General features: G+C 45.3%; 11 protein-coding genes and 1 tRNA gene. 3 read left to right on the top strand and 9 right to left on the bottom strand.

Annotated elements, in window-relative coordinates; all coding sequences use genetic code 11:
• Nucleotides 1-85: 85 nt before the first annotated feature.
• Together tyrS and ACTTKA_RS09300 are read left to right on the top strand one after the other, a co-directional pair.
• Entirely contained in the window at nt 86-1,378 is a 1,293-nt protein-coding gene (gene tyrS, locus ACTTKA_RS09295; protein WP_442724810.1) for a tyrosine--tRNA ligase, read from the top strand.
• Nucleotides 1,379-1,450: 72 nt separating this feature from the next.
• Nucleotides 1,451-1,521, top strand: a tRNA-Gln gene (locus ACTTKA_RS09300).
• 217 nt (nt 1,522-1,738) lie between these two features.
• Here the strand turns inward: ACTTKA_RS09300 and ACTTKA_RS09305 are convergent.
• The 7 genes from ACTTKA_RS09305 to ACTTKA_RS09335 form a co-directional block, all read right to left on the bottom strand.
• A complete protein-coding gene (locus ACTTKA_RS09305; RefSeq protein ID WP_442714786.1) occupies nt 1,739-1,957 on the bottom strand; it encodes a hypothetical protein in 219 nt (72 codons plus the stop codon).
• Between the two features lie 65 nt (nt 1,958-2,022).
• Nucleotides 2,023-3,279 carry a ComEC/Rec2 family competence protein gene (locus ACTTKA_RS09310; protein WP_442724811.1) on the bottom strand — a complete coding sequence of 419 codons (1,257 nt, stop codon included), beginning with the start codon at nt 3,277-3,279 and terminating at the stop codon, nt 2,023-2,025.
• Nucleotides 3,280-3,301: 22 nt separating this feature from the next.
• A complete protein-coding gene (gene rpe / locus ACTTKA_RS09315; RefSeq protein ID WP_442714784.1) occupies nt 3,302-3,952 on the bottom strand; it encodes a ribulose-phosphate 3-epimerase in 651 nt (216 codons plus the stop codon).
• Nucleotides 3,953-4,509: 557 nt separating this feature from the next.
• Nucleotides 4,510-5,103, bottom strand: a complete 594-nt coding sequence (locus ACTTKA_RS09320) for an RNA polymerase sigma factor (RefSeq protein ID WP_442714782.1) — start codon at nt 5,101-5,103, stop codon at nt 4,510-4,512.
• Nucleotides 5,104-5,316: 213 nt separating this feature from the next.
• Entirely contained in the window at nt 5,317-6,933 is a 1,617-nt protein-coding gene (locus ACTTKA_RS09325) for an OmpP1/FadL family transporter (RefSeq protein WP_442724812.1), read from the bottom strand.
• Nucleotides 6,934-7,037: 104 nt separating this feature from the next.
• Nucleotides 7,038-8,381 carry a hypothetical protein gene (locus tag ACTTKA_RS09330; RefSeq protein ID WP_442714780.1) on the bottom strand — a complete coding sequence of 448 codons (1,344 nt, stop codon included), beginning with the start codon at nt 8,379-8,381 and terminating at the stop codon, nt 7,038-7,040.
• A 367-nt stretch (nt 8,382-8,748) separates the two neighbouring features.
• A protein-coding gene (locus tag ACTTKA_RS09335) for an IS1 family transposase (RefSeq protein WP_442724813.1) occupies nt 8,749-9,430 on the bottom strand; the annotation gives its coding sequence in 2 pieces (ribosomal slippage) (nt 8,749-9,103 and nt 9,102-9,430; 684 coding nt in all).
• Between the two features lie 98 nt (nt 9,431-9,528).
• Here ACTTKA_RS09335 and ACTTKA_RS09340 point away from each other — a divergent pair.
• The gene (locus ACTTKA_RS09340) at nt 9,529-10,677 is read left to right on the top strand and encodes a TonB-dependent receptor plug domain-containing protein (protein WP_442724814.1); all 1,149 of its coding nucleotides are present in this window, start codon (nt 9,529-9,531) and stop codon (nt 10,675-10,677) included.
• 55 nt (nt 10,678-10,732) lie between these two features.
• On the opposite strand, the gene ACTTKA_RS09345 is transcribed toward ACTTKA_RS09340, so the two are convergent.
• Together ACTTKA_RS09345 and ACTTKA_RS09350 are read right to left on the bottom strand one after the other, a co-directional pair.
• Nucleotides 10,733-12,172, bottom strand: coding sequence for a TlpA family protein disulfide reductase (locus tag ACTTKA_RS09345; protein WP_442724815.1), 1,440 nt, complete (start codon nt 12,170-12,172; stop codon nt 10,733-10,735).
• A gap of 24 nt (nt 12,173-12,196) precedes the next feature.
• Complete coding sequence (locus tag ACTTKA_RS09350; RefSeq protein ID WP_442724816.1) at nt 12,197-13,585, bottom strand: RagB/SusD family nutrient uptake outer membrane protein; 1,389 nt, start codon at nt 13,583-13,585, stop codon at nt 12,197-12,199.
• Nucleotides 13,586-13,599 lie beyond the last annotated feature (14 nt).

Genomic DNA, 13,599 nt, shown 5'->3' on the forward strand with positions numbered 1-13,599 from the left:
CCTTGTGTTTTTATCTGCCCGGTGTAAAATCTCGAGGATTTTATCTAAATTTGCACGACTAAAAATACACAATAGCTATAAAACGATGGATTTTATTGAAGAACTGAAATGGCGGGGTATGGTGCATGACATGATGCCCGGAACGGAAGAATGTTTGCGGCAGGGGATGACGTCCGCGTATGTAGGAATAGACCCGACAGCCGATTCGCTGCATATCGGACATCTGGTCGGTGTAATGATGCTTCGGCATTTCCAGCGTGCGGGACATCGTCCGATTGCGCTGGTGGGCGGTGCGACGGGCATGATCGGCGACCCCTCGATGAAATCGGCCGAACGGAACCTGCTCGACGAGGATACGCTCCGGCACAATCAGGAATGTATCCAAAAACAGTTGGCTAAATTCCTCGATTTCGATTCCGACGCTCCGAATGCGGCCAAGCTCGTGAACAATTATGACTGGATGAAGGACTATACGTTCCTGAACTTTATCCGCGACATCGGCAAGCATATCACGGTCAACTATATGATGGCCAAAGATTCGGTCAAGAAACGCCTGAGTGCCGATTCGAATGTGGGGATGTCGTTCACCGAGTTTTCCTACCAACTCTTGCAGGGCTACGATTTTATGTATCTCTATCAGCACGAGAACTGCAAACTTCAGATGGGAGGAAGCGATCAGTGGGGCAATATCACGACGGGCACCGAGTTGATCCGTCGCGAGCTGAACGGAGAGGCCTATGCGCTTACGTGTCCGCTCATCACGAAGGCCGACGGCGGGAAGTTCGGCAAGACGGAGACGGGCAACGTATGGCTGGCACCGAATTACACTTCGCCGTATAAATTCTATCAGTTCTGGCTCAACGTAAGCGATGCCGATGCTGCCAAATACATCAAGATTTTCACGGCGCTGAGCCGCGAAGAAATCGGCGCACTCGAACAGGAACAGGCGGCCGCTCCTCATCTGCGTTCCTTACAGAAACGTCTGGCACAGGAGATCACTACCATGGTACATTCGGCCGAGGACTACGAAATGGCTGTCGAAGCCTCTCATATTTTGTTCGGTCAAGCCACTTCCGAGACGCTTAAAAAGATCGATGAGGCAACGCTGCTCTCCGTGTTTGAAGGCGTACCGCAGTTTGAAATTTCGCGCGACGAGCTGGCTGCCGGCATCAAAGCCGTTGATCTCTGCACCGAGAAAGCCGCCGTATTCCCTTCAAAAGGCGAGATGCGCAAGATGGTGCAGAACGGTGGCGTAAGCATCAACAAAGAGAAACTGAACGAATTTGATGCGACGATCGATGCCGGTGCGTTGCTGAACGGAAAATACTTACTCGTGCAGCGCGGCAAGAAGAATTACTTTTTGCTGATCGCAAAATAGTTTTTCGGGCAAAAAGTTGCAAATACGAGAGATTTCGTATACTTTTGCAACGTTTTTACCGAATGTTTCGTTTGTCTCATGGTGTAATGGTAGCACAACAGGTTTTGGTTCTGTTTGTCCAAGTTCGAATCTTGGTGAGACAACAATCCTCTCAAAAATAAATGATCCCTTTTCCGGCTTGTTGAGGCTTCAGCCCTCCCGGCTAAATCATATTGCCGGAGTTGATCAACAACCTTGGCAGTCATTCCGTTTCATTTTTCTTTCCGGAAATTACCGCTTGTCAGCAAAGCCGAACTCAACCCATTGCTGTTGCGGGAACTCAATCTTGATAATCCTGCCCCGATTGAGTTTTTTATCTGATCATGGAATGATTCTTCTTGTGTTATTTCGGCAATAATCTTTTCCTCGAATAAGTGGAAAGTGTAATTTTGGTATAGCCCTGTCGATCAAGCCGGGGATGGGCTTCCAATCGATGAGTTGATTGATTTGGGCAAAGAACACATCTTTTACTTTTTTTACTTTGCGCCGGACAACGATTTGGTCGGCAAAACCAAGTTGAGTATGGGAGAGCTTCTTCATGGAGTAAAGATACGAAGAAAGAGGGAAATGACAATATAAAAAATGGAAATAGTTTTGCAGAGGTCTCAGATAATCTGCCGGCATAACAGCAGAAGAAGGAGAAACAGTGCGGCAAATAATAAGCTGTTTCTCTTTGAACGGAAAAAGCCAATGAACAGAAACATTATACCATAGATTCCGAGTAGTGTAATCTCATCAAAACGAAGTGTAAATGTAGCTCCCGGTATCTGACTGAAACGGTTTACCAGCCACATCATGCCATGCGTCAACTGTTCGACCCATGATTGCAGCATGGTTGATCCCGGAACGGAAACGGGGAGCAGGATCCAGATCAGACATAGAGGAATTAGCAGGGTGGCGATGAGTGACAGAAACAGGTTGGCCAACAGGAAAATGGTCGAGGTTTGCCCAAAGTAATAGCAACAAAGCGGAAGTGTACCGATTTGAGCTGCAACGGTAACCGTTAATATTCCCCAAGGAACGGCAATCAACGGGTTTCGGATTTCAAGCAGGCGGTATAAAGGAGGTTGAATATACAGGATGAAGAAAACGGCGGTGAAGCTTAACTGAAAACCTGCATTGAACAGGTAGAACGGATCGTAAATCAGCATCAACAACGCAGCTGCTGCGAGCGTGTTATACTTGTCAGGTGAACGCATAAAAGTCTGTCCGGTCACGAAGATCGTTAGCATCAGCGTTGCCCGTACTGCCGGAGGAGAAAATCCCGATATCGCGGCAAATGTCCACATCAAGATTACCATCAGTATATACCGAAGCCATCGGAAAAATGATCGATCGGGAAAAAAAGAAAAACAGAACACTAAAAATCCGCATACGATGCCAACATGAAACCCGCTGACCGAAAGTAAATGGGCTACTCCTATAACGGAAAAGCGATGACGTATCTCCCGTGTCATCGTCCGCCGATAATTGACCGTAATCGTTGACAGGACTGCTTTCTCGCTGTCGGACAGTTGTAGCCGGTTTAATTTTTCAACTACCCGAAGCTGTATTTTCTGTGCTTCTTCTTGCAATCGGGAGGTTGGGGGAGGTTCTGATAACCGGCGCTCGGCCAAGGCTGTGGCTTGAATTGCCATAAAGACAAAGCAGCAAGCAATCAGAACACCTCCTAACCAGCGAGCGTCATATAAATATTCGGCATTTCTTCGTTTGGCAAAAAAGGAAAGAGATACAACGAGAATAACCGGCAGCAATAAAACGAACGACCAACGTTCGAGCGGAAAACAAATCTCCGCCAATATTCCTGCGATCCAAAAGAAAAGCGGCCTCACAAAAGGTCGCCTCTGTATCTCTTCTATCATAAAAGGGAAGTGTTTGGTAAGACTATAAAGTCTTTAATTCACGAATGGTTTCAATCGGATCCGCAGACTTGAAGACGTAACTACCTGCTACCAGCACATCGGCACCGGCATCAAGTAGCGGACGGGCTGTTTCCTTATTCACCCCGCCATCGACCTCGATGAGCGTAGATAATCCTCGAGCTGTAATCATCTGCTTGAGCTTGGCTACCTTGAGCACCGAATGTTTAATGAACGACTGGGCGGCATAGCCGGGATTAACCGACATGAGCAACACCATATCCACATCCTGAATAATATCTTCGAGCAAACCGATTGGCGTATGCGGATTCAGCGTGACACCGGCTCTCATACCGGCATCTTTGATCGCGTGAATCGTACGGTGCAGATGGGTACAAGCTTCATAGTGTACATTCATCATGTATGCGCCTGCCGCTGCCACTTCGCGGATAAACTTCTGGGGCTCCACAATCATCAAGTGCACATCCATCGGCTTCGTACATACTCCTTTCAGGGCATCCAACACAGAAAAACCAAACGAAATATTCGGGACGAACACTCCGTCCATCACATCCAGATGAAGCCAGTCGGCCTCGCTCCGGTTAATCATTTCGATATCGCGCTGCAAGTTCAGAAAATCGGCAGACAATAAGGAGGGGGCAATCTTATGACTCATGATATATCTCTTATTTTTTGCAAACTTACATAAAAAACTTCATTTTTTTATGCCGGTGTAATAAAAAAATCAAGCCCTCTGGACTTGATTGATGTTCTATTCGCGTGCTCGAAGCACAGACGGCTGTAATTTAGAGGTGAAATTTAACTTCCTTTATCCGATAAAATCAATGCCTGTCTATTCTCTTAATAGTTGCATTCGCTATTTTGAATTTACGCAGTCGGTTAATATACTTCGATACTAACCGACCGTGTTTTGTAAAGCAAGTGATATGCTCAATTCACAATAAATGAACCTAAGTTGTCCGTTCCTAATCGGGGTTCATAGGCATAAACCCGTGCGAACTGGCGTATCCACTCCAATGTATTCTGGCGTGGCCCGGAAGTTTCCGCCTTCATTCCCTTAACTTTCATACCCTGGTTCTCGTTTGCAACATACGGTGTAATCATTTTCATAGGCATTCTTCTTTTTTATTGTACTGTAAGAAGAACGAGGCCTAAGATAAAATATTGTTTCCCGTCCGTTTATTTTTTGCAAACGTAGAAAGCTCCTAAAAGCTATGCGATCGAAAGCTCAATCCGGTTTTCTTCCGCCATCCGACGCATGTTCAGAATCGCGTAACGCATCCGTCCTAACGCCGTATTGATGCTTACTCCCGTACGATCAGCGATTTCTTTGAAGCTCATATTTTGATAGTAACGCATCTCCAATACTTCGCGTTGGTTGTCCGGCAGATATTCCACCATTTTTTTTACATCGGAGAATACCTGAGTCTCCACCATAGCATCTTCAACCGTCTTTTCGCAGAGACGCATATCGTTGAACAGATCAACCTCCACCTCATCGTTGGAGATCGTATTTTCGTTCCGTTCCTGACGGAAATGGTCGATAATCAGATTGTGCGCGATACGAGTGATCCAGGCTTTAAACTTACCGTTTTCCGTATAACGTCCCTGTTTGATCGTCATGATCACTTTCACAAATGTCTCCTGAAAAATGTCTTCCGTCAAGTCGCGATCACGCACAATATAATAGATGTACGCGTGTACGCTACTCTTGTAACGGTTCAACAAAATATCGAATGCTGCATTATTTCCTGTTGCATACATCACGACCAACTCTTCGTCGGCCATCGATTTTAAATTTTTCATTACGTCCTAAATATTGGTTTCAGAGTAATGTCTATGCAATAGGCAATTTGAATTTTAAAATGATACTTTTTTATTTTTTTACGGAACAAAGAAAAGAAGAATTACAGAAGTGACCAAATTTTCATCTTAAAAAAATCCCCATTTCGTGTTTTTTTGTACAAAATGGGGATTCTTAAGGACGAAAGAGTCTTCTTTAGACAAATTCCTTATTTATTAAAACTTATAACCGAGCGTCAAGGCTATCCGTGTCGTGTTCGCCGTTACTTTGGCTGGCTCTGCATGCACCGGCTTGATATGATGTTTGGCGTCTTCGATAAAAACACTGGAAAACGGATAGAGATTTTCTTTTTGGGTACGGTAGATGCAGGCCAAATCCATGTAGAAGTTCGGTGTGAAACGGTAGCCCAGTCCTGCCGTATAATAATCAGTCTGCCCTGCCGTCGTATAGTGGGTTACTGTGCCGGCGGTAAAGACTTCCTGTTTACCCAGCGTCAATGTTTCTTGCATGGGAGACGGCTGCCATACATAACCGCCACGTATCGCAAATTGAGGAGTAACCCTGTATTCTGCACCGACTTTAAGCGTCTGTCCCATCTTGAAATCCCGTTTTACCTGCGTTGTAATATCGGCGTAGTATTCCGTCGCATCTTCATTGCCCAAACGCATCGCTTTGTAATTCGTCAGTTCATAATCGACACTGATGAGCGCCGATGTTCCGATAATTCCTGCCATGCTGAAAATCCATCGATCGGGCGAACGGTACGAATAATGGAATGTTCCGGTAGGAGTTTTTCCTTCCATTTTAGGCTTGTCTGTATAAGCCTTGATATAACTCTCGCCTCGGCCAAATGCAAAATCCGTCATTTTATACCATTTGGGCGAATTGTATGCGATACCGAAGCGGAAAGCCTGTGCCGGACGAACAATGACTCCCGTATTCAGCGAATAACCTGTTCCATTCGTTTCCAAAGCGTTTTCCATAAACAAATAATCTCCCCCACCGAAGTCCTCATCATGTTTCGAATGTAATCGGTAGTTGATATCGGAAAGTCCCAAGGTGGCACCTAAAAAGACATAATCGGAAATATTTAGTGAAGCCGAAAAATTATACTCACTGATCCAGCCGCTTTCCCGGATATTCATCATCGCTTCTTTCGGTGAAGCAGGATTCCAGATGCCGTTTCCGTTATATTCGCCAAAAGCGCTATGATACACATCGTTCCATTGGTCTTTGTATTTAAGTCCGAAAAAACCGGATTGGTATCCCAGAATAGACAGCCAGTGAGCGCTTAGTTTCGAATTCTGATAAGGATCATTGGCCTTCAAGTCTCTTTCCGGAATTCCGCCATCATTAAATGCATTCGTTGCCATAGCTGCCGTATAGTCAGCCAGTGAATATTTCGGATTGCCGACTGCCTGATAAGTACGGTAGAAATTTTTTACTCGGTTGTACGAAATTCCGAAGTTCCATCCTTTTATTCCCGTATCATATCCTGTCGGAAAATATCCGACATACGACAAGTTGTCGAAATTGAATCGGGTGCGGTTTTGTGATCGATTAACCCCTGTCCAGTCCGACGACATATTGGCCATCGACAGGTTCAAGGTGGTCTGCACTTCCGAACTGCGATATACACCGAGCCCGGCGGGATTATGAGACATGGCGGACATGTCTCCGCCCAAAGCTCCGAATGCTCCGCCCATGCTCATCGACCGTGCTGTTCCGTTTAATTCGGTCTGCGAAAAGCGATACGCGTCCATCTCACTCTGTGCAAACAGCCATCCGCTGCTTAAAAATAATATGCCTATATACAAACCTTTAGCCATCATAATTTTATTTGTCTGTTTTTAAGTAAATCGATTAAGGGTGCAAAATGCACCCTTAATGCGTTCCATGTTATGCTGTTTTCTCTTTTTCTCTGCAAAGCGTTGTTTTATCGACGGCCACCGCCCGATCCCGAACGGTTGCTGCTGCTTCCACCGCCGCCACCGCCATAGCTGCCGCCACTCGAACGACTGCTGCTTCCGCCAAAGCCACCGCCGCTGCTGTAGCTTCCACTCGAGCGTGTGCTGCTACCGCCGCTATAACTGCTCGAACGACTGCTGCCACCCGAATAGCCTCCATCCGACGAACGACTGCTCCCGAAGCTGCCGGAACGGCTACTCCCCGAATAACTTCCACCGGAGTTGCCGCGCATGCTCGAGCCTCTGTCGCCCGAGTAAGAATCGGAACCGCGTGTCGTACGTGTCGTACGTATACTGCTGCTACGGCTTGAACTGCCCGAATACGGGTCATAACCCGACCGGCTGCTGCCTGAAGAACGGCTGCTGCCGTAACTGCCCGACCGACTGCTGCCTGCATACGCATCATCCGAACGCCCGGAACGGCTCAGTGAGCTTGAATTTCGGCCCGACCGATCGCTGCTGCGCATCGATGAACTTCGGTCGGAAGAGTATCTGTCTCCGTATGACGAGGAACGTGATGAGGCGATTCCGTCGTGTGAGGATGAAGAAGTACGGTAACTGGTTGAGCGGTTGCTGCCTCCTGTCATCCGACCGTGCCCATAACTCGATCCCCAGCTGTAATAGCTGTCTCTGTAATATGGATAGTAAGGATAGTGATAGCAGCTCCAGCAGCCACCGTAATACCCTCCGTACCATGGATCATACCACGGGTCGTACCAGCCGGTATAAAAACCGCCCCAGCCCCAGCCGAAGCTCCAGCCCCAATAAGGGCGTCTCCATCGCCACGAATATGGCGAGTAGTATGACCACGGATCATACCACGAATACCAGCTATCCCATCCGTTGCCGATGTTTATATTGATACTCACATTGGACTCTCCGTCTGAATAGTCGGTGTCGTATCCGTAGGAATAATAGCCGTCGCTCAGATTCAGTTCCACATTATCCGCCCCGGCAACGGTAATTTTGCTGGGCGAATGGTAACGGACGATCCGTTCCGAATATTCATTATCCGAACGACGCTCTTTCACTTGGATCGTATCGTCTGCCATATCGTCGTATGCTTCGTCCGTTCTTTCGTTGTATCGGCGATTATATGCGTCTACATCCATCTCTGTGATCGAAGTTTGCCTTGCGGTTGTTCTTGAATCGGAAGAACCATAGGCCGAAGACGTGTTCTGACGACTCGCTTTCTCCTTTTTCTTTGTCTTTCCGGAAGAGAAATACACATCATCGTAAAACTCTTCCTGTGCCATTGCACCGAATGCTAATGTAAGCATTACCATAATGGAAGTTAATTTCATTGTTTTCATTTTCGTTTCTCCTCTATTTTTAGTTTATATATGCCTGTCATTATTTTATGGTTAGACCTGATATTACCGCTAAAGTTTAATGTTTGCCTATCTTTGTTCGAAATAAAACACTTTTTTCTTTGAAGACAAACATACAGTTTTTTCCGTATTCCAAGCAAGAGAATTAGAATATTTAACACAATCCATTGAGATACGGTTTCATAAGCATGATGCAAAAGAGGAGTAAATGTGACGGTGATTGACTGCTTTTTATATTTATTTAAGAATAATAATACTGTATCAAATACAACATAAGGGGATAATTGAGTCTATACATTATTACGTTATATTAAGACTGTTGGTAACTATAGTTCTGTTTTTGGTATTGTTAAACATATATAGCCAGTTCGTTGTTTAGTTTTAGAAAAAGTAATTTTAGGGATTTTTCTATCATATGTTTTGCCTTACTATAACACTTCCCTTTTCGTTTGAGCCTTGCTAAATAATGCCTTATTCTGCTATTATAACCTTCGACCGTATAAGTTTCTGCCTTCGTTTGAATGTGTTTTACATTAGGAAGAAATTCCTTATAGCTCTTCCAATAGTCAGAATAATACACAGATGCAGGAATGTTTTTTATCTTCTTCCAAAGCTTCATCCCTGTATCTGTGCTTCTGTCCCCACAGACAAAAGAGATAAATCGTTTTCCAAATCGATCAACAGCAATCCATACCCAACAGTGTTTTTTTTGAACCTATATATGTGTGCATCTCATCTAATTCAACAACTGAAACAGGTTCCTCTTTTTGTGGTAAAGCCACCCTTTCACCCCATTCTTTTACCCAATAGTAAACAATTGTATGACTTATTTTCAATATGCGTCCGATTGCTCTAAAACCTAAGCCCTCCAAGTACATCTCCAAAGCTAATCTACGAGTAGCAGCTGATTTTGTATTAGATTTCTGTTGAACAGTATAACGATAATGACAATCTTTACAATAATGGCGCTGACGACCACCGACAATGCCATCTTTACGATGATTTATGCTTCCACATCTTGGACAATCCATAGTTTTTTTTTCAGCAAAGATAATAGTACTATATAAATTTAACAATACCCTTCAACTATTACAGGAATAAACAAGAGTCTCCGGAGTCGAAACAGGCGATGAAAAACGAACATGCTTCGCGTATGAACGAACTGGGGGCAAGGTTCTTGTTAAAGCATGAGAACGCTGACCATCATACGCTTTTTTACGGATGGGAAGGGGCATATCAACAATATATGCCGGATTACGTATATAAATCCCTCAATAAACACAAGTCCGTATATCATAGCGATCATCTGACACGTTTCAAGATATCGGCCTACGTGTACGATGAGTTCAAGTACCGGAAATGGCTTTTCAGCGCAGGGCTTCGCGCCTCGTTGTACCGCAGCGAAAACATCAGCCGGTTTGCTTGGGAGCCGAGGTTGAAAGTAAACACGTTTATCGGCGAGAAGCATAAACTGATGCTGGCTTACGACCGGATGTATCAGCCCGTACATACGATTAATGAGATCGATTACAATGCAAAAACGGATTACTGGGTGCCATTTCGCGAAAACATTTTGCCGCAATCCGACCAGATATCCGTCGGCTGGAAAAATTACACGAACGAGCACCTGACACTGTCGGTTGAGGCTTATTATAAGAGCATGCGGAATCTTCTGCTGATCAGAGATCTGGAATATTATCTGGACTCTCATTCGGATTATACACAAGGAAAAGGCTCTTCGATGGGGGTAGAGTTTATGGCCGAATATGGCCGAGGGGCATTTACCGGATGGATGTCGTATACGTTGTCTCGATCGCAACGCACCTTCGGCAGCCGTTCGTATCCGTTTAAATACGATGCGCCTCACGACTTATCGGCTTTTGCCGGATACGTGGTACGCAAGAAGTCCAAGAATACTCATACGCTCTCTCTGCAAATGCAGTTTAAAAGCGGATATCCGTATTATGTTCCCGAAATATCTTATCCGGGCATGGGCTTACCTACGTTCCCGAACGGATATATTGAAACGAATGGGGATCTTTTTGAAGTTCATCACGTTCCTCACTACCCGAATATCCGGCTGAAAAACTATTTCAGGGCCGATATCAATTACACGGTCGAAAGGAAATTGAAACACGGCGGGCTGACATGGCAATTTTCGCTGTTGAACATAACAAACCGTGCTAATCCGTATGCGGTCTATAAAAAAGACGGGAGGTATAAGGCTTTCGTACTGATTCCTATCCTCCCGTCCATATCGATAAAGAGAAGTTTTTGAACTTCCGTCGATTTTAACAAATAACTATCGCATAGTCTTTTCTGTCGTTTGTGCGCTATTGGCTTAACAGTTTGTCAAGCAGAGGTCTGATCTGCTCTGAGCTTGGTACAGGTGCTTTATATAAGAGTAATTTCCCGTCAGGATCGTAAAGAAGGAAGTGAGGGATGGAAGTCACATTGAGTTGTTCGGTCAGCGTCGATTCGCCGCCGAAAAGCTGATGACCGTGCATCTGCAAGGTTTCGAGCGTATTTTTCCAAGTGCTGCTTTTTTTATCGAGCGAGATGCTGACAAACGCAATATTTTTCCCTTCGTATTCTTTCTCTAATTTTTGGAGGGAGGGTATTTCTTTGCGGCAGGGGATACACCATGAAGCCCACAGGTCGATATACACATAGCGTCCTTTAAATTGCTTCAAGGTAACGCTTTGTCCCTGTTCATTCTTTAGCGTGGCATCGGGTGCAGAGGCTCCGACGGCCGTGTATCTCAAGTAGTCGAATCGCGTACACAGTCGATCGCGTTGCTCTTTACTCGAAAGGTGATCTGCCAGCTTTCCGAAGTAAGCCTTATCAGTTTCATAACTTTCACGCATCCGATAACCGGAGAGATAAATCTCCAACATGGATTCTAAGGTTTTATCGCTCATCGCACGGTTAGATACGTTTTTTCTCAGCAACTTCACATTCTGTTCGATCTGCTCAAGCGTCAGCCGAGCATAAGGGTGGAATCCGTTGAGCGTGTTTAGATAATTTCGTAAATGCGAGACGGACGAAGCAAAAAGCATCGCACGTTCGTCGTCAAAGAATTCCGACGCATCGAACGGAAGGGTATAATACGTTTCGGGGACGTTCATTCTCCCTGTATTACTTTGTTCCTCGATCAGAGGAAGCCGGTAGAGTAACGAGAGATAGCGTTCGTAGGCCTGTATCTTTGCAAAGGCTTTGACTTCGGCGTTGTTAACTGTACACTTCTGCAAACTTTCGGTATAATATGTTTGCCATTGCCTTAAAATGGTTTGGCACGATTCCACATCTTTAGGTGGATTCTCCCAAGCTGTACGGCTCAACCGATGATAGAACAAATCGCTTTCAAATAGCAATTTATTTGCCGAATCTGTCATCCGGTCTGTTTCGGGAACAAACGAATACTCGTCGGTTTCGCTATAATTCAATTCGAGCGTATGCCCCGGACAGATGTAACAGATATGCTGGCTAATGTATTTATCGCCGTGCTCACCTACTTGCGTAATCAAGTAGAAGAAGCCCGGACGTTCCAAATGAAATTCTTTTCCGAATGTCATGTCTTCACCTACCTCCAAAACCAGCGAAAGAGGTTCTCCCGTTGCATCCTGAGGTCGCATCTCCAATAGTTGAATATTAACGGGATGCTTTTCTTTCAATGTAATCAGGCCTTTTATACCTGCCGTATATTGAGCATGGCCTGCCGCCACCCCGTACAGGGCAGCGACGACCATGATGATCCACCGTTTTCGTATCATTTTTCTGAGACCCATATTTGTATGTTAACGAGGATTCTGTTTGATATTGGGATTCCTTGCAAGCACTTTATTGGCAATAGGCATGACGAGGCGGTTGTCGTCCGCAGTCAAGGTCACTTTACCGTGCTTGATAACGATGTTATGTCCTTCCTGATTCAAGCGTTTGATATCAGCCAGCCGAAGTCCCGTGAACGCCAATTCAAGTCGTCGCTCACGTAATACAAGCTGCAGGGCCTCTTCCTTGCTTGATGCTTTCAGATCTGTGTACGTTTCCGGCGTAAAACGCTTTACCCGAATTGCATTCAAGTCGCTCAAGGCATCCGTTATTTTTCCTTCTCGTACATTCGCCTCAGCGCGTATCAGATACATCTCATTCGTCTGTATACCTCCATATTCATAATTCCCTACAAAGACGTTAGACGATAGGATTCCCGTACCTTTCAGCGATGCTCCGTACCAGTCCTCTTGAGTCGTTCCGAGCGTAAACCGTAAGTCTCCCGGTACATACAACGCTTCCAATTCAGGCGACATGAAGAAAGTAAAAGCATACGCACCGGCTTTATTCTGATACTTGTAGAGGATAATATCCTTGATATCGTTTGCCACATTAGGGAAGTTTTTAAGCCCCCGATGTTTAGCCTTCGGATCTATCCATGCCGTATCATGGTTGTAATCGTACAGATAGCTGTTTGCGTCGAGCGCTTTCTGCGCATACGTGCGTGCGTTCGGATAGTCGGCTTTATACAGGTACACACGTGCCAATATGCCATAGGCCGCACTCTTCGTCGGTTTATAATTATATTTCCCTTTATCGGGAAGGAGCTCGGCCGCTTCCAATAAATCACTTTCGATTAAACCATATACTTCTTTGACCGACGAACGCGGTAACAAGGCGTTGATATCCGGTTTGATGGGCATCGGTACCCCCATATCCGTATCCGCTGTTGCAGGGTGATAATGTTTAGCGTATGCGTTCACCAACTGCAGATACGTAAACGCGCGATGTGCAAGTGCTTCTCCCCGAATACGATTTCGGTCTATACCGGGGCTATTTTCTGCTTTATCAATACCTGACAAAATCGTATTACAGGTATAAATCGTTTTATACGCATTTTCCCAGTCCGAATCGGTTTCATCCAACTCGAAAAAGAGAGGTTCGAAGTCGTAAGCCCGAATAGCCGATATCCCGACCAATCGCACATCTCCCCGATTCTCGTCAGGCAACGTGATTTCGTCGGTCATATAGGCCGACATGTTCGAAGTTCTGGAGAAAACATACGGTTCCGAAAGCAAATATTCAAAGTCGCCAAGTGTAGAAGGAACGACGACTCCCTTGGGTTTTATATCTAAAAAATCATCGCAGGCAGATAACGCGAAAAATGCGATGATCGCATAACATATTATTTTTTTCATTTTGTCTGTTTTTT

Origin of the sequence: Tannerella sp., assembly GCF_052170195.1 — a bacterium.
Lineage (GTDB): Bacteria > Bacteroidota > Bacteroidia > Bacteroidales > Tannerellaceae > Tannerella.